The 21119-nt window shown below is 38.7% G+C and carries 18 protein-coding genes; 10 read left to right on the plus strand and 8 right to left on the minus strand.

Annotated elements, in window-relative coordinates:
* Positions 1-74: 74 nt before the first annotated feature.
* Complete coding sequence (gene lon, locus ACZ5L8_RS07315) at positions 75-2525, minus strand: endopeptidase La (protein WP_464440598.1); 2451 nt, start codon at positions 2523-2525, stop codon at positions 75-77.
* Positions 2526-2777: 252 nt separating this feature from the next.
* Between lon and ACZ5L8_RS07320 the strand changes: the two genes are divergently transcribed.
* The 4 genes from ACZ5L8_RS07320 to ACZ5L8_RS07335 are packed head-to-tail and all read left to right on the plus strand — an operon-like array spanning position 2778 to position 5698.
* Entirely contained in the window at positions 2778-3326 is a 549-nt protein-coding gene (locus tag ACZ5L8_RS07320; RefSeq protein WP_464440599.1) for an RNA polymerase sigma factor, read from the plus strand.
* Complete coding sequence (locus ACZ5L8_RS07325) at positions 3323-3874, plus strand: hypothetical protein (protein WP_464440600.1); 552 nt, start codon at positions 3323-3325, stop codon at positions 3872-3874. Before ACZ5L8_RS07320 ends, ACZ5L8_RS07325 begins: the two co-directional genes overlap by 4 nt.
* The gene (locus ACZ5L8_RS07330) at positions 3855-4958 is read left to right on the plus strand and encodes a DUF4097 family beta strand repeat-containing protein (RefSeq protein WP_464440601.1); all 1104 of its coding nucleotides are present in this window, start codon (positions 3855-3857) and stop codon (positions 4956-4958) included. The genes ACZ5L8_RS07325 and ACZ5L8_RS07330 overlap by 20 nt, the downstream gene beginning before the upstream one ends.
* A gap of 23 nt (positions 4959-4981) precedes the next feature.
* Positions 4982-5698, plus strand: coding sequence for a head GIN domain-containing protein (locus ACZ5L8_RS07335; RefSeq protein WP_464440602.1), 717 nt, complete (start codon positions 4982-4984; stop codon positions 5696-5698).
* A gap of 61 nt (positions 5699-5759) precedes the next feature.
* Here ACZ5L8_RS07335 and ACZ5L8_RS07340 read toward each other — a convergent pair whose 3' ends face one another.
* From ACZ5L8_RS07340 to ACZ5L8_RS07365, 6 genes are all read right to left on the minus strand, one after another.
* Positions 5760-7085: an MFS transporter gene (locus ACZ5L8_RS07340; RefSeq protein ID WP_464440603.1), complete on the minus strand. Its 1326-nt coding sequence runs from the start codon at positions 7083-7085 to the stop codon at positions 5760-5762.
* A gap of 79 nt (positions 7086-7164) precedes the next feature.
* A complete protein-coding gene (locus ACZ5L8_RS07345) occupies positions 7165-7977 on the minus strand; it encodes a M48 family metallopeptidase (protein ID WP_464440604.1) in 813 nt (270 codons plus the stop codon).
* Positions 7978-8066: 89 nt separating this feature from the next.
* Positions 8067-10469, minus strand: coding sequence for a glycoside hydrolase family 31 protein (locus ACZ5L8_RS07350; protein WP_464440605.1), 2403 nt, complete (start codon positions 10467-10469; stop codon positions 8067-8069).
* 94 nt (positions 10470-10563) lie between these two features.
* Positions 10564-12495 (minus strand): 1,4-alpha-glucan branching protein GlgB, encoded by a 1932-nt coding sequence (gene glgB, locus ACZ5L8_RS07355; RefSeq protein ID WP_464440933.1) that lies wholly within the window; start codon positions 12493-12495, stop codon positions 10564-10566.
* Positions 12488-14119, minus strand: coding sequence for a maltokinase N-terminal cap-like domain-containing protein (locus ACZ5L8_RS07360; RefSeq protein WP_464440606.1), 1632 nt, complete (start codon positions 14117-14119; stop codon positions 12488-12490). The genes glgB and ACZ5L8_RS07360 overlap by 8 nt, the downstream gene beginning before the upstream one ends.
* Before the next feature lie 45 nt (positions 14120-14164).
* Entirely contained in the window at positions 14165-16099 is a 1935-nt protein-coding gene (locus tag ACZ5L8_RS07365) for an alpha-1,4-glucan--maltose-1-phosphate maltosyltransferase (protein WP_464440607.1), read from the minus strand.
* 186 nt (positions 16100-16285) lie between these two features.
* Here ACZ5L8_RS07365 and msrB (ACZ5L8_RS07370) point away from each other — a divergent pair, with 186 nt between their 5' ends.
* The 6 genes from msrB (ACZ5L8_RS07370) to ACZ5L8_RS07395 all read left to right on the plus strand — a co-directional run bounded on the left by msrB (ACZ5L8_RS07370) (position 16286) and on the right by ACZ5L8_RS07395 (position 20641).
* Positions 16286-16759 carry a peptide-methionine (R)-S-oxide reductase MsrB gene (gene msrB, locus ACZ5L8_RS07370; RefSeq protein ID WP_464440608.1) on the plus strand — a complete coding sequence of 158 codons (474 nt, stop codon included), beginning with the start codon at positions 16286-16288 and terminating at the stop codon, positions 16757-16759.
* Position 16760: 1 nt separating this feature from the next.
* Complete coding sequence (gene msrB, locus ACZ5L8_RS07375) at positions 16761-17156, plus strand: peptide-methionine (R)-S-oxide reductase MsrB (RefSeq protein WP_464440609.1); 396 nt, start codon at positions 16761-16763, stop codon at positions 17154-17156.
* Between the two features lie 79 nt (positions 17157-17235).
* Positions 17236-17778 (plus strand): hypothetical protein, encoded by a 543-nt coding sequence (locus ACZ5L8_RS07380; protein WP_464440610.1) that lies wholly within the window; start codon positions 17236-17238, stop codon positions 17776-17778.
* 178 nt (positions 17779-17956) lie between these two features.
* A complete protein-coding gene (locus tag ACZ5L8_RS07385; RefSeq protein ID WP_464440935.1) occupies positions 17957-18427 on the plus strand; it encodes a uracil-DNA glycosylase family protein in 471 nt (156 codons plus the stop codon).
* Between the two features lie 97 nt (positions 18428-18524).
* A complete protein-coding gene (gene lpdA / locus ACZ5L8_RS07390) occupies positions 18525-19901 on the plus strand; it encodes a dihydrolipoyl dehydrogenase (RefSeq protein WP_464440611.1) in 1377 nt (458 codons plus the stop codon).
* A gap of 188 nt (positions 19902-20089) precedes the next feature.
* Positions 20090-20641 (plus strand): DUF3575 domain-containing protein, encoded by a 552-nt coding sequence (locus ACZ5L8_RS07395; protein ID WP_464440612.1) that lies wholly within the window; start codon positions 20090-20092, stop codon positions 20639-20641.
* Positions 20642-20690: 49 nt separating this feature from the next.
* Here ACZ5L8_RS07395 and aroQ read toward each other — a convergent pair whose 3' ends face one another.
* Positions 20691-21119, minus strand: coding sequence for a type II 3-dehydroquinate dehydratase (gene aroQ, locus ACZ5L8_RS07400; protein ID WP_464440613.1), 429 nt, complete (start codon positions 21117-21119; stop codon positions 20691-20693).

Raw genomic sequence — 21119 nt, forward strand, 5'->3', positions numbered from 1 at the left:
ACAAAAGAAATTTAAGGGTTTTATCTGGGTTTGCCCCAAAAAGAAAAACCCCGGATAAACCGGGGTTTTAATATTTATAGAACTTTAGCGTTCTCAACTTTTTTATTGGTGACCGCAAACTTAAGCACATCGCTCATATCGCTTACGTAATGAAAGGTCAACCCTTTTAAATACTCCTGATTGATCTCAAGAATGTCACGTTCATTTTCTTTACAAAGTAAGATCTCTTTAATTCTTGCGCGTTTTGCGGCAAGGATCTTTTCTTTAATTCCGCCTACTGGTAATACCTTACCTCTTAAGGTGATCTCACCAGTCATAGCAATGCTTTTCTTCACTTTGCGTTGCGTGAACAAAGAAACTAGCGACGTAAGCATTGTAACCCCAGCACTTGGTCCATCTTTTGGAGTAGCGCCTTCAGGCACGTGAATATGTACGTTGTATTTCTCAAAAATGCCCGGATCGATATTCAATTCTTCGGCGTGACTTTTAATGTACTCCATCGCGATGGTAGCACTTTCTTTCATCACTTTACCTAGGTTACCAGTAATGGTTAGGTTTCCTTTTCCTTTAGATAGAATAGATTCAATAAAAAGAATATCTCCACCTACCTTAGTCCAAGCAAGACCTGTTACAACACCAGCAACATCATTGTTCTCGTATTTTCCTCTTTCTAATCTGGGTGAACCCAAAACGTCAATAACAATATCATTACTCACTTTGGTTTCATACTCCTCTTCCATCGCAATGTTTTTCGCTGCATAGCGAACCATTTTTGCGATTTGCTTCTCAAGACCACGCACACCAGATTCTCGCGTGTAACCTTCAACTATTTTCTCTAGTTGTGGCTTAGCGATCTTAAGCTGATCTGCTTTTACGCCGTGCTCTTCTAATTGTTTAGGAAGCAAGTGACGCTTAGCGATCTCAACTTTTTCTTCAATGGTGTAACCCGAAACATTGATGATCTCCATACGATCTCTCAATGCTGGTTGAATAGACCCTAGATTATTTGCTGTCGCAACAAACATGACTTTACTTAAGTCAAAGCCCATTTCTAGGAAATTATCATGAAAATCACCGTTTTGCTCTGGATCAAGAACTTCTAGCAAAGCAGATGAAGGATCACCTTGATTGCTGTTACTCAACTTATCGATCTCATCAAGAACAAAAACAGGATTGCTTGTGCCTGCCTTTTTAAGATTCTGAATGATCCTTCCTGGCATCGCACCGATATAGGTTTTTCTATGACCACGTATCTCAGCTTCATCTCTTAAACCACCAAGACTCATTCTTACATATTCTCTTCCTAAAGCCTCTGCTACACTTTTACCCAGCGAAGTTTTACCAACTCCCGGAGGTCCATACAAACATAATATAGGCGACTTCATATCATTACGCAGCTTAAGCACTGCTAGATATTCTATGATACGTTTCTTAACGTCATCAAGACCGTAATGATCTCTATCAAGGATCTTTTTAGCTCTTTTAAGATCAAATTTATCCTTGCTGAATTCATTCCACGGTAAGTCTAGAAAAAGATCAAGATAGTTGCGCTGTATGCTATACTCAGCAACCTGAGGATTCATACGCTGCATTTTTGCCAACTCTTTGTCAAAGTGCTTTGCAACCTTCTCGTCCCATTTTTTTGATTTTGCGCGCTCACGCATTTCCTCTAGCTCACCTTCTTGAGAAACGCCACCCAACTCTTCTTGAATGGTTTTCATTTGCTGATGCAAAAAGTACTCACGCTGCTGCTGACTCATATCGCTATGAACCTTATTCTGAATATCATTGCGTAGCGTAAGCTTCTGCATCTCTGTATTCATGTGACGCAAGGTCTCAAGCGCTCTGTCTTTAAGACTGTTTATCTCCAGTAGTTTTTGCTTTTCTTCAACGCTAAGGCTCATATTTGAGCTAACGAAGTTGATCAAGAAAGAATTACTCTCAATATTTTTTATCGCAAAAGCCGCTTCACTAGGAATATTAGGTGAGTCTTTAATGATCTTTAAAGACTGTTCTTTAATACTTTCAATGATCGCGGCAAACTCTTCATTTTCTGGTTCTGGGCGTTCTTCTGGCACTTCTGCAACTGTGGCTACTAGATATGGCTTCTCTGTCACGATCTCAGAAACTCTAAAACGCTTCTTACCTTGAATAACTACGGTAACGTTACCATCTGGCATTTTAAGCACACGCAGTATTCGTGCAACAACACCTATGTAGTTTATATCATTGGGACCTGGATTCTCAACTTCCTCATCCTTCTGAGAAACTACACCTATGATCTTACTTCCTTTGTTTGCTTCATTGATAAGATCAATACTCATGTCTCTTCCTGCTGTGATAGGGATCACAACTCCAGGAAAAAGTACGGTATTTCTCAAGGGAAGAATCGGCAGGGTCTCTGGTAATTCTTCTCGGTTTATTTCATCTTCATCTTCAGGCGTCATAAGCGGGATCAACTCTGCTTCTCCATCTATATCCTGCAATGACAAACTGTCAATGTTTGTAAATTTTGTTCTAGCCATAAAATATATTACGTCAGTATGTCACTCAAACTTACTAATTTGAGCTTCATGATCTTACGATCACTGTGTTATTATCTCTTAAAAACCTGTGAGTTAAGGCATTTTACCTTTATCAACCACCCTAATTATTCAATTGTTATGCCATGGTGGGTCGTGTCTGAGTCGCTTTCGCCGAAAGGCAAAAAAATATTTTTTCTCAAAGTGTAACAAACTACCACTGCCCCTATCTTTATACTGAAGCTTTAAAACAATTTGACACTAACCGACCATCATATTGAAGAGCTTTTGCAGTTATGCAAAACGGGCCATCAGAGTGCACAGCTAGAGGTTTATAACCGCTATTATAAAGCTATGTACAACACTGCCCTGCGCATTACAAAAAATACTGCGGAGGCTGAGGATGTAATGCAAGAGTCGTTTTTGAGCGCTTTTACAAAACTGGATAGTTATAAGGGTGATTCCACATTTGGCAGTTGGTTAAAACGCATCGTGGTGAATAATAGCCTTAATAGTTATCAAAAGAAAAACAGAATGGGTGAAGTTCCTCTGGAAAATGATCTCTACTGGTTAAGCGACAATGACAACCCTGAAGATTGCAACTCAAACACTAGCGAAGTAAAAAGAGTTTTGCGCACAATCGCAACGCTTAAAGATAATTATAGGGTTTCGCTAACCCTACATTTAATTGAAGGTTATGACTATGAAGAGGTAAGCGACATTATGAAAATTAGTTATGCAAACTGCAGAACTATGGTGTCACGAGCTAAAGAAAGTCTAAGAAAAAAACTTGTGGAGTCATGATTATAGATGATCTAGACAATTTATTTAAAGAAAAGCAGGATTGCTGGGACATTGCAGAACCCGCAAATGATCACCAGGCACGCTTTCTTCATAAATTAAATAGCGCTAAGGCGAAAAAAACTAAGGTGCGATCGCTAGACTGGTGGAAACCTTTGCTTGTGGCAGCGTCAATAGTTGCGATCATAAGTATTGTGATGCTTACGCCTAATCAATCTTCTGGTAAAGAATTAGCTGCGGTATCTCCTGAAATGCAACAAACACAAGATTTCTTTACACAAGCAATTGAAAAAGAACTTTACTCGCTAAGACAAGAGCAAAGTCCGCTTACTGAGGCATTGATCAAAGATGCTCTTAAGCAACTTAATGTCTTAGAAAAAGATTATGACAAACTAAAAGAAGATCTCGCTGATAGTGGCGAAGATAGAAGAGTGATACATGCTATGATCTCAAATTTTCAGGCACGTATTGACCTTCTTAACCAAGTATTAGATGAGATCGAAGAACTAAAAACACTAAACACTACAAATCATGAAGATAATTTACTTTAAAATATTACTCCTGTTTTTTATAGCAAGCACTACTGCTTTTGCTAATAAAACAAGTGATCCTGATAGCTTTAAAGGCAGGTACACTAAAGAAAAAAAGATCAAAAGAGAATTCACTGTGAATGACAACGCTGGTCTTAAAATCAGTAATCGTTACGGAAATCTAGATATCACCTCTTGGGATCAGAATTACACCTCGATTCAGGTTACTGTAAAGACAAACGGTAATGATGAAGAGAAGGTAAAACAAAGGTTAGATGATATTGATGTGATCTTTGATGCAAGCAGCACACTGGTTTCGGCACGCACAGTGATTGAAGAAGCAAGCGGCTCCTGGTGGAAAAGCTGGGTAGGCGGAAACAACAACATCAACATGGAGATCAACTACACCATTAAAGTTCCCGTGAACAACTCGGTTAATCTTAGCAACGATTATGGTGCGATATATCTTAACCGCATCAACGGTAATGCGAGAATAAGCTGTGATTATGGTAAACTAGAAATTGGTGAACTCAATGCTAGTGACAATTTGCTAAAGTTTGATTACACAAACAACAGCACCATAGGCTACATGAAAACCGGAAAGATCAATGCAGATTATTCGTCTTTTACTGTAGAAAAAGCAGATTATATTGAGCTTAGTGCAGATTATTCAAAGTCAGCTTTTGGAGAAGTAAAAAGCATCAATTACAACTGTGATTATGGCAATTTATCTGTAGACAGCACCGGTAAGATCTTTGGTAAAGGAGATTATCTTACAACAAAAATAGGTGATGTAAGCGGCGACCTCAACATCAACTCAAACTACGGTAGTATAAAGGTTGATAGGCTTACGCCAAAAGCAGGCAACGTAACTATTCAATCAGATTATACGGGAATTAAACTAGGTTACGATCTTGGTTACACATTTACTTTTGATATCAATCTAGAGTATGGAAGCTTAAGCGGTGAAGACGATTTTGAGATCATAAAACGTCGCACAGAGTCTACTGAAAAATACTACAACGGTTATCACGGTAGCCCAGCAGCAAAGAACAAGGTCAACATCAATACAGAATATGGAAGCGTGAGCTTTTATAGAAATTAAATTCAATCAAAAAATCAACAATTATGAAAAAAGTAATTCTTATTCTATTCATCATGTCGTTAGCTTTTTCGGCGCAAGCCCAATGGCGAAAAGTAAAAGGAAACGGCGATATGAAAACTGAAACTCGCTCTACAGCAGATTATGACGAAGTCTCAATAGGCGGCCCATTTACCGTTGATCTGGTAAAAGGTAATGAGGGAAAAATCACGGTTGAAGCAGATGAAAACCTGATGGAATATATCATCACTGAAACTAATGGCGATAAGCTGAAGATCAAAATAAAAGATGGGTATAACGTCCGCCCGAGTGGGAAGATCAAGGTTACAGTTCCCTTTACTACCTTAAATGAGGTAAACCTTGCTGGCTCGGGCAACGTTACTGGCCAAGATCTTATAAAAACTTCTCGTTTTAAATGTGCGGTTGCAGGTAGCGGTAATCTTAACATTGAGGTTGAAGCTCAAGAAATTGAAGCATCTGTTGCCGGCAGTGGTAATCTTGAACTCTCTGGAGATACTGATGAAGTTAAGATGCGTGTTGCGGGTAGCGGTAATGTAAAGGCCGATCAATTAACGGTAAGAAATATTGATGCGGCGGTTGCTGGTAGTGGTGATATTGATTTTGACTGTGATGATTGTGCTCTTACGGCACGAGTAAGCGGTAGCGGCGATATCTCATATTCTGGCAACACTTCCAGAGAAGATATCAAAGTTTCAGGCTCTGGTAAAGTGAGAAAGAAATAGAACTCCTTTTATACTTAAAGAAAAAAAGGGAAAGTCTGAATAACGGACTTTCCCTTTTTATTTATTCTATTACACGCTTTCGCGGAACTCTAAAAAGTAGAATCACCCCCAGCACGAAGAACACAATAAAAAACAGTATCGCATTACGAATGCTGTGCGTTACTTCGGCTACCCAGCCATAACTTGCCAGACCTATCACAATTCCTATCTTTTCTGCAACATCATAAAAACTGAAAAAAGAAGCTGTGTCTTTTTCACCTTCAGGTATCAATTTAGAATAGGTAGATCTAGAAAGTGACTGTATTCCGCCCATTACAAGACCTACAAAGGCGGCTGTAATATAAAATTGTAGCGGAACTGTGATCGTATATGCATAAACGCAGATCGCGATCCATATAAAATTGATCACGATTAGGGTTTGTATGTTTCCATATTTCGCGGAAGCGCGAGAGGTTAAAACCGCTCCTAGAATTGCGACCAACTGTATTAAAAGTATACTCACGATCAATCCTGTGGTACTGTCTGCCTCGCCCCAATCTAGTTCTTCAATACCAAAATATGTTGCTATAAGCATGATGGTTTGCACAGCCATACTATACAGAAAAAATGCAGCAAGATAGCGGCGTAGCGGTTTGTTTTGTTTTAGCTTATGCCAAATTTTCTTCAATTCTTTGAAACCGTTGAAGAGAACATTTCGCGTAAGCTTTTGCTTTTTATTACCCTTTGGCAAATAGAAATAGGTGTACTGACTGAAACCTATCCACCAAACACCAGTAAGCACAAATGAAAGTCTTGTGGGCAAACCTTCGTCTTCAAAACCAAAGGTGTCATACATTAAGATCATCGCAAGACAAACAATAAGCAGGATCACGCTACCAATGTAGCCTAGAGAATAACCTTTAGCACTAATTTTATCTTGTTGCTCAGGATATGCGATGTCTGGTAAATAAGAATTATAAAAAACTAAACTTCCCCAGAACCCGATCAATGCCAAGAAATAACACAGAAGACCGAACCAAAGGTGCTCCATATTGAACCAAAAAAGACCTATGCAACTCACAGCTCCCATATAGCAAAAGAACTTCATAAAGATCTTCTTATTCCCCACGTAATCTGCAATACCACTCAAAAACGGACTCAAGAACGAAACCACTAAAAACGCTGCTGCCGTAACAAAACTTATAAGCGTGTCATTGTTGAGGTCCATCCCTAAGAATTGAACTCTATCTGTCAAAACGTTGCCGTCGTCATCTTTTAAAACAGTAAGCGCTCCATAAAAAATAGGGAACACAGCTGAAGAAATGACCAAAGAATATACAGAGTTTGCCCAGTCGTAAAAGGCCCAAGCGTTGAGTAGTTTTTTACTTCCTTTTTCTAGAGTTGCCATTAGCAGATAGATTTATGGGCTCTAAATTAAGAAAGCCGCTCAATTGAGCGGCTTCTGTAATATTATTTTATCTAAAATTTTATTTGAATTGGGTTACCCCAAATTTCTTAGCCTCTTCTACCGCTCTAGGAGCGATCTGCTGAAGATCTTGAATTCTTGTTTGTGGAGAAGGGTGCGTACTCAAAATTTCTGGAGGTGTTGCTCCACCTTTTTGAGCCATTCTTTCCCAAAGTTTAGGAGCAGCATAAGGATCATAACCAGCAATTGCAGCGATTATTGTTCCTATCTCATCTGCCTGACTTTCTTGACTTCTGCTAAATGGAAGCATTACACCCACATCTGAAGCTACACCATAATATTGACTAAAGATCTGTCCTGCTCTAGAATCTCCTAAAGCAAGTCCACCAGCTGCGCCAGCAACTTGTTGTAATTGTGCAGCGCTCATACGTTGTGCACCATGATTTGCAAGTGCGTGAGCAAGCTCGTGCCCCATAACCATTGCAAGACCTGTTTCATCCTGAGTGATCGGTAAAATCCCTGTATAAACCACAATTTTACCTCCAGGCATACAGAAAGCGTTTATCGCTTCATCTTGCACAAGGTTATATTCCCATCTGTAATCATTAAGATATCCTGGATATCCCAAAGCTGTCATGTAACGTTCAGCAGCATTTGCAATTTTTGCTCCTACACGTTTTACCATATTAGCATCTGCAGTTCCAGACACTACTTTATTTTCTGATAAAAATTGATTGTATTGTTGAAACGAAATAGGGAATAACTCTTCGTTACTTACAAAATTCAAGGTCTTCTTACCGGTAAAAGGACTCGTTTTACACGAAAAAACCAGCAAAACAAATACCAGCCCGGCAAAGATATTTTTAATTTTCATAGTAGTTAATTAAGGTTAGTGCCGAAAGGTACAAAGATTGCTCTCTGAGCGTTTTAGGATTAGCTAAACTTTAGCAAAAGCATTTAACGTTATCCTAAAATATGTATCTCAGTAAAGTTCTTAGGTACTCTGAAAACACCCTCTTGCTTCTCGTACTGCAAATCTGCTAGATCAAGAACCACGTTATCAACTTCTATTTCTTTAACCTCAAATGGCAACCCGATCAACTTAAATTTTAGCTTCTCGTAATCACATTCAAATGTTCCTGTTTTGTGTTGTTGAATTATTACCTCTTTAGCTTTACCCGTAAATCTGAAATCACGATAACTATATCTACCTTTTTTGTAATCATAACCATCCATTGCATCTTCAAAGACATGGCTTGTTTCAGTTCCTTCGCAGTAATAAGCTTCTAGCGTAAGCTCTTCTATCTTTTTCTCTCCCACATATTGCTGAACAGGATATCTAGGAATGATAGATCCTTCTTTTACATAAATAGGAATAGTATCAATATCTGCGTCAACCCACAGTTCACGACCACCAGCAATAACTGTATGATCCCAGTAGCTATACCAGCGACCACGAGCAAGATACATACGTCTACCTTTACTGTTAGGTTCTAGAATAGGACAAACAAAGATCTTATCTCCAAAGATAAATTCATCTGTTCTGTAATGTGTTTGTGCATCTTCTTGATCATAATACACAAGTGGCTTAAGCAACGGAATTCCTTTAGTCACATAATCATAGAACATCGTATATAGATACGGCAACAAAGTGTACCTCATCTCGATGAACTTACGTGTGATATTTGTTACTTCTTCATCAAAAGCCCACGGCTCTTGATCGCCATGATGACCAGATGAATGCACTCTACAAAATGGATGAAAAACTCCAAGCTGCACCCAACGTGTAAATAATTCTCCTGTAGGCTGCTCTGCAAATCCACCAATATCAGTACCGGTAAAAGACATACCGCTCATACACATACGTTGTACTTGTACGGTAGCTACCCAAAGATGCTCCCATGTCGCAACGTTATCTCCCGTCCATGATGAGGTGTAGCGCTGTGCACCACTGTAAGCAGATCTTGTAATAACAAATGGACGTTTAGGGTAAGTAAATCTCTTTACACCTTCATAAGTAGCACGCGCCATTTGCGTTCCATAAATATTATGCGCTTTTCTATGACTACATGGATGACCGTCATAATCGTGTCTCACATCATCAGGAAAAGTTTTTCCAGGAACCTCCATTACTGCAGGCTCGTTCATATCGTTCCAAACGCCGCGAATGCCAATGTCTGAGATCAACTCTTTATATAATCCAGCCCACCACTCACGCACTTCTGGATTTGTAAAGTCTGGGAAATTACATTCACCAGGCCAAACTTTACCTATCATATAAGGTCCATCGGCACGCTTACAGAAATAATCATTTTTCTTAGCCTCTTCATAAACCCAGTAATCATCTTCTATCTTAATTCCCGGATCTATGATCGCAACGGTTTTAAAACCTTGCTCTGCTAGTTCTTTAACCATTCGCTTAGGTTCTGGGAAGTAATCTTTATTCCAGGTGAAGCATTTAAATCCTTCCATGTAATCTATGTCTAGATAGATCGCATCACACGGAATTTGTAATTCTCTAAACTTACTTGTTACTGCTTTTACAGTAGCTTCAGGGTAATAGCTCCATTTACATTGATGAAAACCTAACGTCCACATAGGTGGTAGATCTGGTTTTCCTGTAAGATTTGTGTAACTCTTAACCACCTCGCCCATATCTGGCCCGTAGATGAAGTAATAGTTCATTTCGCCCCCGAGCGCCCAAAAACTTGATACATCATGACGCTCTTGACAAAAATCAAAATACGATCTAAAGGTGTTGTCAAAGAAAATACCGTAGGCCTTCTTTTGCGTCAAGCCGATGTAAAATGGCACCGTTTTGTAAATTGGGTCGTGATCTTTACCAAAAGCATAAGAATCTGTTGCCCAGTTTTGCATGCGCTTACCGCGCAAGTTTAAGTGCATAGGCTTATCACCCAGCCCATAATAACTCTCGCCATGGGTAGAACGCTTGCTCATTTTTGGCACAATGCCTCCATTCTCAAAGGTTTCTTCGTAGTGAAAACCTAACTCATCTTCATTGATCAAAACGCCCTTAGTATCAAAGATCTTAACCTTAAGATCAGCCTTAGCGATCTTCACAACAAGCTTATTTGTTGTGATTATATAATTGAGAGTATCATCAGTAATTTCAAGCTTATTATAGCCCACATACATATCATCCTGATCAATAGCGTAGCTAAAATCTTCTGCAAGAATTCCACGAGTACCGTATCTAAAACGTATCACACTATCACGCAAAATCGTGACTTGCAAAACAACTTTATTTTCGGTGGTGAAGGTGAGTGTATCAACCTCGTGTTTAAAATCTGATATTTTGTTAGGAAATTGATTTCCTTTATTTACAAGCTCAGTATTAGTAATCATAGGCTTAGGAGTTAACACCTACAAAGCAAAGCTATTCAATGCTTAATTGTAAAGTATTGGTGATAAAAAAAATTACTATAACGTTAATTGTTGATTACTTTTTCGCTTTCGCGAAAAAAACTACGGCAGAAAGTGGTGGTAGGTCAATTTTTACTGAATGTTCCTTACCATTCCAAGGTTCATTTTCTGCCTTAACTTTTTGAATTAGATAATCTCCACTACCGCCGAATGCTTCAGCGTTACCATTAAAAATTTGATGTAGCGTTTTATTCTTCGGAAGCATTTCTTCAGGAACACCTACACGATAGCCTTCTCTAGGCACGGGTGTAAAATTGCAAACCACAAGAACAGCTTCTTCGGGTTTGTTACCTTTTCGCGTAAAGCTTAAAACAGAATTTTCGCTGTCGTTCCACTCTATCCATTCAAAGCCTTCGCCAGAAAATTGTTTCTCGTATAAAGCAGGATATGATTTGTAAACCTTGTTAAGTTCTGTAATGGTTTTTTGAATCCCAGAATGATAATCATATTGCAGCAAATGCCAGTCTAGACTTTCTTGAAAATTCCACTCTTCAGACTGACCAAATTCACCTCCTTGAAAGATCAATTTTGCACCTGGATGAAAATACATGTAGCTAAATAACAAACGTAGATTCGCAAAACGCTGCCACTCGTCTCCCGGCATTCTACCTAGCAAACTGCGCTTGCCATAAACTACCTCATCGTGAGATAGCGGTAACATAAAATTCTCAGTAAACGCATACGTCATACTGAAGGTTATGTCGTTCTGGTGATGTTTTCTGTAAATAGGTTCTTTTTTAAAATACTCAAGCGTGTCGTGCATCCAGCCCATCATCCATTTCATACCAAAGCCCAAACCTCCTATAAAAGTTGGTTTTGAAACCATCGGGAAACTGGTTGATTCTTCTGCTATGGTTTGTACATGCGGAAAGTTTGCATAAACTGTTTCGTTCAATTCTTTGAAGAAGGAGATCGCATCTAGATTTTCGCGACCGCCAAATTCATTTGGCTCCCATTCTCCATCTTCCCTACTGTAATCTAGATACAACATAGAGGCTACAGCGTCAACTCGCAAACCGTCTACATGGTATTTTTCTAACCAAAATATCGCATTGCTTATCAGGAATGCACGCACTTCGTTGCGACCATAATTAAAGATCAGCGACTTCCAATCTGGGTGATAACCTTTTCTTTTATCTGGATGTTCATACAGGTTTGAACCATCAAAAAATCCAAGACCATGCGCATCTTCAGGGAAATGTGAAGGCACCCAATCTAAGATCACGCCTATTCCTGCTTGGTGTAATTTATCTACCAGAAGCATGAATTCTTCCGGGTAACCAAAGCGTGATGTAGGCGAGAAATATCCCGTTAATTGATAACCCCAACTAGGATCATAAGGGTATTCCATTATAGGCATGAATTCTACGTGTGTGAATCCGGTTTGCACCAAATAGTCCACTAATTCATCTGCCAGTTCTGTATAGCTAAGGCTTCTATTCTCTTCGGCTTTTTTTCGCCATGAGCCTAAATGAATTTCATAAACAGAGAATGGTTTATCAATGCTATTATGCTCAGCACGAGTATCCATCCATTTTTTGTCTTGCCATTTATAATCCAAGCCATAAACCACCGAAGCTGTTTTTGGCGGATGCTCATTTCTCAACGCAAAAGGATCTGCCTTTTCTGTTTTTATATCGTTGTTATGCGATTGTATTTTGTACTTATAAACTGTACCGGGGCCAACGTTAGGGATAAAACCTTCCCAAATACCGCTGCTATCCCAACGCACATTGAGTTTATGCTCTCCTTCTAACCAATAATTAAAGTCTCCTATAACACTTACAGATTTTGCAGAAGGCGCCCAGACGGCAAAATAAGTTCCATCTACTCCATCAACTTCAATGGGGTGTGAACCTAACTTCTCATAAAGTCTAAAGTGTTTTCCGGATTTAAAAAGATCGATATCAAATTCTGTAAAAAGACTATACGTTTTTACGTTACTCATCATTGGTTTCATTTAGAATATTAGAAATTCCTTTAAGCGGAATTATGGCCCATCGTGGGCGCGCGTTCAGTTCGTAGCCAAGCTCATAAACGGCTTTTTCAAGCAAACAGTAATTGAGCAAGAACTCAATTTCTTTAATGTAGCCTATGTTAAGATTGGCTTGTTGAACTTCTTTAATATATGTGTTTAAGAATATGCCTACCATATAGCTGTATAAAGCTTCAGCTACATGAAATAGTTCTTCATATTCATAATCTAGTGATTGCTTATTATTAAAGATCGTTGCATAGATGGCATAGTGAAAACTACGGAACATCCCAGCGATATCTTTAATAGGCGGTTGTTTTACCTTCCTGTCGCGAATTGTACTTTCTGGCTCTCCTTCAAAATCGATAATGAAGTAATCTCTGTCATTCACCAGTACTTGACCCAAGTGATAATCGCCGTGAATTCTTAAGCGCTCACTTTTAAGCTTAGTTTCATCAAAATCTAACAAGCGTTTTCTGATCAATTTCTTGTTGTTCATGAACTCTTGCGCCAGCTCAAGTCGCATATCTTCTAGCTTATGAAGATTATTCTCCACAAGATTCATGCGATTCTCAAACATGTATATCAGTCGGTTTTTTAACCAAACCGTATAATCGTTACCAAAGGCTTGCGGCGTAAACGCGTTGTTTATTCTTTCTTGACCAAGAGCGATATGCATTTGTGCGCTTCGTCTTGCTAATTGCTCAACATCTTCAAAAAACTCAAGCGGACACCAGCTTAAAATATTCTCTGGCAATTCCTTCAGCGTAATTTGCTGAAAATGCTTCAATGCCTTTATCTCAGACAGGTTTGATTGTTGCTCAGATAATTTGGCGAAAGCCGCTTTAAGATTATTTGTATAAAATTCCCACGCATCGCCTTGATTAGGTACAAGTTCTTGTAGCAGACCAAGCGTCATCACATTGTTATCGCTAAAGCGTAAAGTAATGCTACCTTGGTATTTTGGCGTACTTGCAAAATGCCCTTTTTGAGTCAAGTATTTATTGATCTCATAATCTGGATTCTCGTCAACATAAACCCTTCTGAAGATCTTAAGTATGTATTTATCGTTGTAAACTATAGAAGTGTTACTCTGCTCTGCTCCTAGAAATCTACTGCTTTCGTAAGACTGGCATGTATTACTGAAACCTCTTCTATACGCTACTTCTTTGTATTTGTTTTTCTCTCCTTCTAGTATCTTTTCAAAGATCTGTTTTCTAAAAGATTCAAGAAAAAGTGCATCAATAAGATAACCTTCTGTCCCGTCTAGGTTGAGATACGCGATTCCACCTTTGGCGTAAGCCGGATCTGTAACAAAAGCTATTGGCAAGAAGTAATTTTGCACAAAAGCTTCCTTAAAATTTACCTCAAGCACAAGCCCATAATAGCGCTCATCACCACGCTCTATAGGAAAATGATCTATGATCTCAACATATTTTAAAGCGCTTGCTTTACCGCCATACCAACGCTGATTAAGAATGTATGGCTCCAGAATATCCTCACAAAGTTCTTTATGAAAATGTTCATCATCTAGCAGGTTTTCCCATTTAGATTGATATTTAAAAATCGAATTTTTGTGAATGGTATCTTGAGTCATCACACGGTTTTATTAAGGTTGTAAGCTCTCGCCTTTGATTGATGTTTATTTATAGATTTTAAAAATATGGAAAGGCAATGCTGGGTGTAATTCGATGTAGTTCCACTCATCATACCAGTTATACGTGCTGTCTGTTACCAGATCTTTTACCATCACACGTTGTCCTTGATGCACGCCCAGTTCTCCTAGCGGCAACTGTATTGATCCCGCTTGTTTATAATAAGGATCAAGACTTATCACTATGAGCAACTCATCGTTTTTGTTCTGATCATACTTATAGAAAGCAAGCATCGCATCATTGTTTATTTCGCAAAAGCGAATATTATTTGTTTGCTGCAACGCAGGCTGCTGATGTCTTATCGCATTGATCTTCGCAATTAGACGCATCAATTTATTCTCATAATCCCAATCCCAATGGCAGATCTGATATTTCTCTGAGTCCTGATATTCTTCTTTACCCGGCATCGCGTCAGTCACCATAAATTCATACACCGGCCCGTACAAACCTATGTTACTACTTAATGTAGCTGCCAGCGCATAGCGAATTAAATGCTGCGCCTCGTTTGCACCTTGCAAGTGATACGGATTAATATCTGGCGTATTAGGCCAAAAGTTTGGCCTGTAATATTCTTTCATCTCTGTTTGAGTGAGCTCTGTGAGATATTCTGTGAGCTCATGCTTGCTGGTTCTCCAAGTAAAATAAGTGTACGATTGCGAGTATCCTTGTTTAGCAAGCTGTTGCATTACGCGTGGTCTTGAGAAGGCTTCCGCCAAAAAGAGCACGTCTGGATGGTCTTTTTTAATTTCGGTGATAAACCAGGTCCAAAAAAGGTATGGCTTTGTGTGCGGATTATCTACTCTAAAAACTTTAACACCGAAGGAAATCCAATGTAGAGCAACGCTAAGCAATTCTTGCCAAAGCTCTTTGTAAGCAGGCGTATCCCAATTAAAGTTTACAATATCTTGATATTTCTTTGGCGGATTCTCTGCATACTGCATTGTCCCGTCTGGACGTTTCTTGAACCACTCAGGGTTTGACTCAAGATATGGATGATCTGGAGCCGCCTGAAATGCAAGATCTAGCGCAACTTCAATTCCCAGACTTTCTGCCTTTTTGATCAAGCTTTTCAAATCCTCCTCATTCCCTAATTCTGGATGGATGGATTTATGCCCACCAAAACGAGAACCAATTCCCCATGGCACACCAGAATCTCCTTCTTGCGCATTGGTTGCGTTATTTTTTCCTTTTCTGTTTTTCTCGCCTATTGGATGAATCGGCGGAAAATACAGCGTGTCAAATCCCATCGAAGCGACACGAGGTAAGATCCTTTCGCAATCTTTAAATGTTCCGTGCTTACCTTCTTCCGCGGAAGCGCTACGAGGAAAAAATTCATACCATGTACTGAAACGTGCCTTTTCTCTATCAACGTAGATCGCTAATGTTTTGCTTTCGCTGAAAAGCTGTCTTATAGGATTGTTATAAAATAGTTGGTGTAGCCTATCTTCTATGGCAATTGCAGCGGCCTCGTCATAAGCATGCTCATCCTGAAAAACGGTAATCGCATGGTTTAAATATGCTTTATCATTATCGTTAAGATCATCTATGATCGCTTTAAGGTATTGCACACCATCAAGCAATTCACTTTTTACATGCTGTCCATCTTTGATCTTTGCCTCTATACCATGTTGCCAGTTTAAGGCTTGATCGACCCAACCTTTGATCTTGTATTCCCAATCGCCTTGTTTGTCAACTATAAAGGATGCGTGGTAATTATCGTTGATGCCGGGTTGCAATCTCACGGTTTGCCAGTCTGCCGCATCTGCATGTTTAAAGCATACTTCTGCCTGTATAACATCGTGACCATCGCCTATTACATCTGCAGTAATATTCACGATCTCACCGGTTACTCTTTTTATAAAAAACTCCCCGCTATTTATCTGGGGCTTAATATTTTCAATAATTACACGCTGTTGTTTCAAAGGGTATTATGGTTAGTTAGTAATTACTCTAAAATTAGGCATTAAAACCTTTTACCAAAAGTTTAAGGCTTATTTTAAAAGAATATTATCATGACAAGGTTGTAGCGTTAGCGTTTTGTTAAAAACATATTAAGAAAAATGGGCTGGCAAGGCGTTTGCTTAATTTAGCTAAAAACATGTTTTGTTATGAAAAATATACTAATGCTGGCAATTTTGGCCTTGTGCCTAAGTTGTCAAAGCTCTGCTCAAAAGCAGACAAAAGAAGATTTTAAAGTTTCTAAGACTGACTCTGAGTGGAAAGCGGAACTTACAGATGCCGAATATAATGTGCTTAGAAAAGAAGGAACTGAGCGTGCCTTTACCAGCGACCTTCTGAGAAACAAAGAAAAAGGAACTTACGTTTGCGCTGCTTGTGGTACACCAGTTTTTAAAAGTGAAACAAAATTTGACAGCGGTACAGGCTGGCCATCATTTTTTGATTATATAGAAGGTAACGTTGCGTTTTCTTCTGACAATAAATTAGGCTACACGCGCACAGAAGAACATTGCGCAACTTGCGGCGGGCACTTAGGTCACGTTTTTAACGATGGACCAAAACCTACCGGTAAACGCCATTGCATAAACGGAGTTGCTTTAGATTTTGAACCAGCAGATCAGTAATATGAAAAAGTATGCTGTAGAAAAGTCTGAACAAGACTGGAAGGAGCAATTATCTCCTGAGCAATATTATGTCTTACGACAAAAAGGAACCGAACGTCCGCACACAGGAAAATTCAATTTACATTTTGAGAATGGCACTTACGCCTGCGCAGCATGCGGCTCAGAATTATTTGAAAGCGATAGCAAATTTGAAAGTGGCTGCGGATGGCCCAGTTTTGATCAAGCAAAAGAAGGTGCGATAGAATATGTGCGTGACACTACCCATGGTATGATTCGTACCGAAATTTTATGCTCAAACTGCGGTAGTCATCTAGGTCACGTGTTTGACGATGGCCCTACAGAAACAGGACAGCGCTACTGCGTGAATTCGCTTAGCATAGATTTTGAAGATCAATAAAAAGAAAAAAATAACGTTAATCTATTTTTTGGAACGACTATTGATTATTCAAAAAGTATAACTATAAATTATTAAAGCAATGAAAAAACTACTCACACTTTTTACAATACTCGCTTTAGGTTTAACTGCATGTGAAGGTCCAGAAGGCCCTCCAGGACCTCCGGGATATGATGGCATTGATGGACAAGATGGTCAAAATGGAGCAGACGGAGTTGTTGTCCCTACGGTTTATGAAGAAACAGCAGATTTCAACTTTGACGCCGATGGAAACGTATGGACTTCACAAGAATTTGGTTACAACGGTGTTCTTGATGGAGATATAATAATTGTTTATTTAAACCTTGGTGACAATCTTTGGACAAACTTACCTGTTAGTTATTTTGATGATCAAGGAGAATTTCAATATGTCTATGACTTTGATTATGTAAGTGGAACAGCCCTTATATCAATTATTGGTGATAGTGATCTTAGTACTCTAGATGATTTTTATACTGTGGGCGTTCCTATTAGAATTGCTCTTATTCCTTCCGACTTAATATCTCAATTCAACAAGACACCTAGCTTAAGTGAATTAATGAATACACTTGATATTAAAGAAAGTGATATTCAATTAAGAAAATAATTGAAAGATAATATTAGAATAAATAGCCCGCAATTTCGCGGGTTATTTTTTGGCTTAAAGCCAAATAAAAACACAACCTATCAAGAAGTTAATTCATGAAATAAAGCAATGCAGATTTTGCGAACCGCACTTACCGCTGGGCGCAAATCCTATTATTTCAGGAACTTCTAGAAGCAAAATAGTACTGGCAAGTCAGGCGCCGGGCAGACTTGCGCACCTTAACAATAAAGCATGGGACGATCCCAGCGGCAGAAGATTAAGAGATTGGCTTGGCGTTGATGAGGAGATATTTTACGATCCTGATAATTTTGCTGTTTTACCTTTAGGGTTTTGCTATCCAGGCAAAGCGAAAACCGGTGATCTCCCTCCTCGCCCAGAATGTGCTCCACTTTGGCATCATAAAGTGTTAGAAAAATTTGAAAACGATCCGCTATTTATATTGATCGGTAATCACTCGCAACGATATTATTTAAAAGACGATAAAACGTTGACACAACGCCTTCAGAATTTTAGAGAATATTTACCCAAGTATTTTTTACTTCCACACCCATCTCCTGTAAATCATTTTTGGATCAACAAAAATCCTTGGTTTCTTGAAGAAAATATTCCTGTTTTACGCAAAATCATTGCAGAAAAACTAAGAAAGTAACGTAATTCTTAAACCCAAAAACCCAGCCAGAGTTCAGTTCGTTTTTTAGGGTTTTTATGTGTAAATTCGTGCTCTAATTTTTTTGACCAAAATAGATATGAGCAAATACGATGTCATAGTTTTAGGAAGCGGCCCAGGTGGTTATGTTACAGCCATTCGTGCTTCACAACTGGGTTTTAAAACCGCTGTTATAGAAAAAGAAAATCTAGGTGGTGTATGCCTTAACTGGGGTTGTATCCCTACAAAAGCACTTTTAAAAAGTGCACAGGTTTTTGAATACCTAAAACACGCAGAAGATTACGGACTTAAAGTAGAAGGTGCTGATAAAGATTTTGATGCCGTTATTAAGCGTAGCCGTGGCGTTGCCGAAGGCATGAGCAAAGGTGTTCAGTTCTTAATGAAGAAAAATAAGATCGACGTTATTAATGGTTTTGGTAAACTTAAGCCAGGCAAAAAAGTAGACGTTGATGGTACAGAATATAGCGCAGATCATATTATCATCGCAACTGGTGCTCGCTCACGCGAATTGCCAAGTCTTAAACAAGATGGTAAAAAAGTAATAGGATATCGTGAAGCGATGACACTTGCTGAGCAACCTAAGAAAATGATCGTAGTAGGTAGTGGTGCTATAGGTGTAGAGTTTGCAAACTTCTACAACAGCATGGGTACTGAAGTAACTATCGTAGAATTCTTGCCTAACCTTGTACCTCTTGAAGATGAGGAGATCTCAAAACAATTTGAGCGTAGCATCAAGAAGCAAGGTATTAATGTGATGACTAACTCATCTGTAGAAAGTGTTGATACTTCTGGAGATGGTGTTGTTGCAACCGTTAAGACTAAAAAAGGAGAAGAAAAGATCGAAGCAGATATCGTACTTTCTGCAGTAGGTATTAAAACGAATATTGAAGGTATAGGTCTTGAAGACGTAGGTATCATCACAGATCGTGATAAGATCATCGTTAACGATTTTTACCAAACTAACATGCCAGGATATTACGCAATAGGTGATGTTGTTCCTGGTCCTGCTCTTGCACACGTAGCTTCTGCTGAAGGTATTCTTTGTGTTGAGAAGATTAAAGGTATGCACGTACAGAAACTAGATTATGGTAACATTCCTGGTTGTACATACGCTAGCCCAGAGATCGCATCTGTAGGTATGACAGAGAAGCAAGCTAAAGAAGCTGGTTACGAGATCAAAGTAGGTAAATTTCCATTCTCTGCATCTGGTAAAGCAAGTGCTGCTGGTAACAAAGAAGGTTTTGTAAAAGTTATCTTTGATGCTAAATATGGTGAATGGTTAGGTTGCCATATGATAGGTGCTGGAGTTACAGATATGATCGCAGAGGCTGTTCTGGGTCGTAAGCTAGAGACTACTGGTCACGAAGTATTAAAAGCTGTTCACCCTCACCCTACAATGAGTGAAGCGGTTATGGAAGCTACAGCTGATGCTTACGACGAAGTGATTCACTTATAAAATTTTGCCTAAGATTTAGGCTACATTATAGTAATTAAAATGCCGTACTTATCAAGTGCGGCATTTTTCTTTTGGCTTAAAGCCAAATAATTAAAACCAAAATAAATAACCGTAAAGTATATTTAATGATAATGCTTTTTATTTCTCAGTATTATTTCTTTATTTGCTTCAATCAATAAAAATTCATCATGAAAATTAAAAACATTGCAATTTTAGCATGCGTATTATTCGCATCACTTACTGGTTTTGCTCAAGAGGAAGATTATAGCGATTATCAAGGTCTTGGTAAAAATGAATTCACGCTTAATATGCTTTATTCTGTAGCAGGAATTCCTGAAATCAAATACGAAAGACATCTATCTGATGAAAGTAGTATAGGTCTTTCTGCCGCTGTGGCTTTAGTTGATGATATTGACTTAGAGTATATGGTGACCCCATTTTATCGTTTCTATTTTGGAAATAAACCATCTGCCGGATTCTTTATTGAAGCAAACACAGCATTATTTTCTCAAGATGTAGATTATGAAGTTTACTATTTATCAGATGGTGGTTCTGAATCAAGATCAGAATCAGAATTTGGCTTTGGGATGGGATTTGCAGCCGGTGGAAAATTCATGACCAAGTCTGGTTTTGTATTTGAGATCTATGGCGGTTTAGGACGTAATTTTTTGTATGATGACAGCAGTTACGGATCAGAAGCATATCCTAGAATCGGACTTACTTTTGGGAAAAGATTTTAATCTTAGAACAACATAAAAAAGAAAAAGCTGAGCAAACGCTCAGCTTTTTTTATTCTATTAAAAAACTCTCTATCGCAAGGTCATAACTTTTAAGACCAAAACCTAGGATAACGCCAGATGCACCGGCAGAAATATAGCTTTGATGCCTGAATTCTTCTCTTCCAAAAGTATTAGAAATATGCACCTCGATCACCGGTTTACTTATCGCTTTTACCGCATCGCCTATTCCCACAGAGGTATGCGTGTAAGCAGCAGCATTTAATATCACGCCATCAAAATCCTCATCAGCTTCCTGGATCTTTCCTATAAGCTCACCTTCAATATTAGATTGATAATAGCTCAACTGCGTATCCTTATACTTCAATTGAAGTTTTGTAAAATAATCTTCAAAGGTCTGGCTACCATAAATTCCCGGTTCACGCTTGCCCAGCATGTTTAGATTAGGACCGTTAATGATCAATATTCTTAGTTCTTTCAT

This window comes from Leeuwenhoekiella obamensis (genome assembly GCF_055391795.1).

Bases quoted from the DNA above. Each gene is read 5' to 3' on its own strand.
- lon (WP_464440598.1), bottom strand. From the start codon at position 2,525: ATGGCTAGAACAAAATTTACAAACATTGACAGTTTGTCATTGCAGGAT.
- ACZ5L8_RS07325 (WP_464440600.1), top strand. From the start codon at position 3,323: ATGATTATAGATGATCTAGACAATTTATTTAAAGAAAAGCAGGATTGC.
- ACZ5L8_RS07330 (WP_464440601.1), top strand. From the start codon at position 3,855: ATGAAGATAATTTACTTTAAAATATTACTCCTGTTTTTTATAGCAAGC.
- ACZ5L8_RS07335 (WP_464440602.1), top strand. From the start codon at position 4,982: ATGAAAAAAGTAATTCTTATTCTATTCATCATGTCGTTAGCTTTTTCG.
- ACZ5L8_RS07340 (WP_464440603.1), bottom strand. From the start codon at position 7,085: ATGGCAACTCTAGAAAAAGGAAGTAAAAAACTACTCAACGCTTGGGCC.
- ACZ5L8_RS07345 (WP_464440604.1), bottom strand. From the start codon at position 7,977: ATGAAAATTAAAAATATCTTTGCCGGGCTGGTATTTGTTTTGCTGGTT.
- ACZ5L8_RS07350 (WP_464440605.1), bottom strand. From the start codon at position 10,469: ATGATTACTAATACTGAGCTTGTAAATAAAGGAAATCAATTTCCTAAC.
- glgB (WP_464440933.1), bottom strand. From the start codon at position 12,495: ATGAGTAACGTAAAAACGTATAGTCTTTTTACAGAATTTGATATCGAT.
- ACZ5L8_RS07360 (WP_464440606.1), bottom strand. From the start codon at position 14,119: ATGACTCAAGATACCATTCACAAAAATTCGATTTTTAAATATCAATCT.
- msrB (WP_464440608.1), top strand. From the start codon at position 16,286: ATGAAAAATATACTAATGCTGGCAATTTTGGCCTTGTGCCTAAGTTGT.
- msrB (WP_464440609.1), top strand. From the start codon at position 16,761: ATGAAAAAGTATGCTGTAGAAAAGTCTGAACAAGACTGGAAGGAGCAA.
- ACZ5L8_RS07380 (WP_464440610.1), top strand. From the start codon at position 17,236: ATGAAAAAACTACTCACACTTTTTACAATACTCGCTTTAGGTTTAACT.
- lpdA (WP_464440611.1), top strand. From the start codon at position 18,525: ATGAGCAAATACGATGTCATAGTTTTAGGAAGCGGCCCAGGTGGTTAT.
- ACZ5L8_RS07395 (WP_464440612.1), top strand. From the start codon at position 20,090: ATGAAAATTAAAAACATTGCAATTTTAGCATGCGTATTATTCGCATCA.
- aroQ (WP_464440613.1), bottom strand. From the start codon at position 21,119: ATGAAAGAACTAAGAATATTGATCATTAACGGTCCTAATCTAAACATG.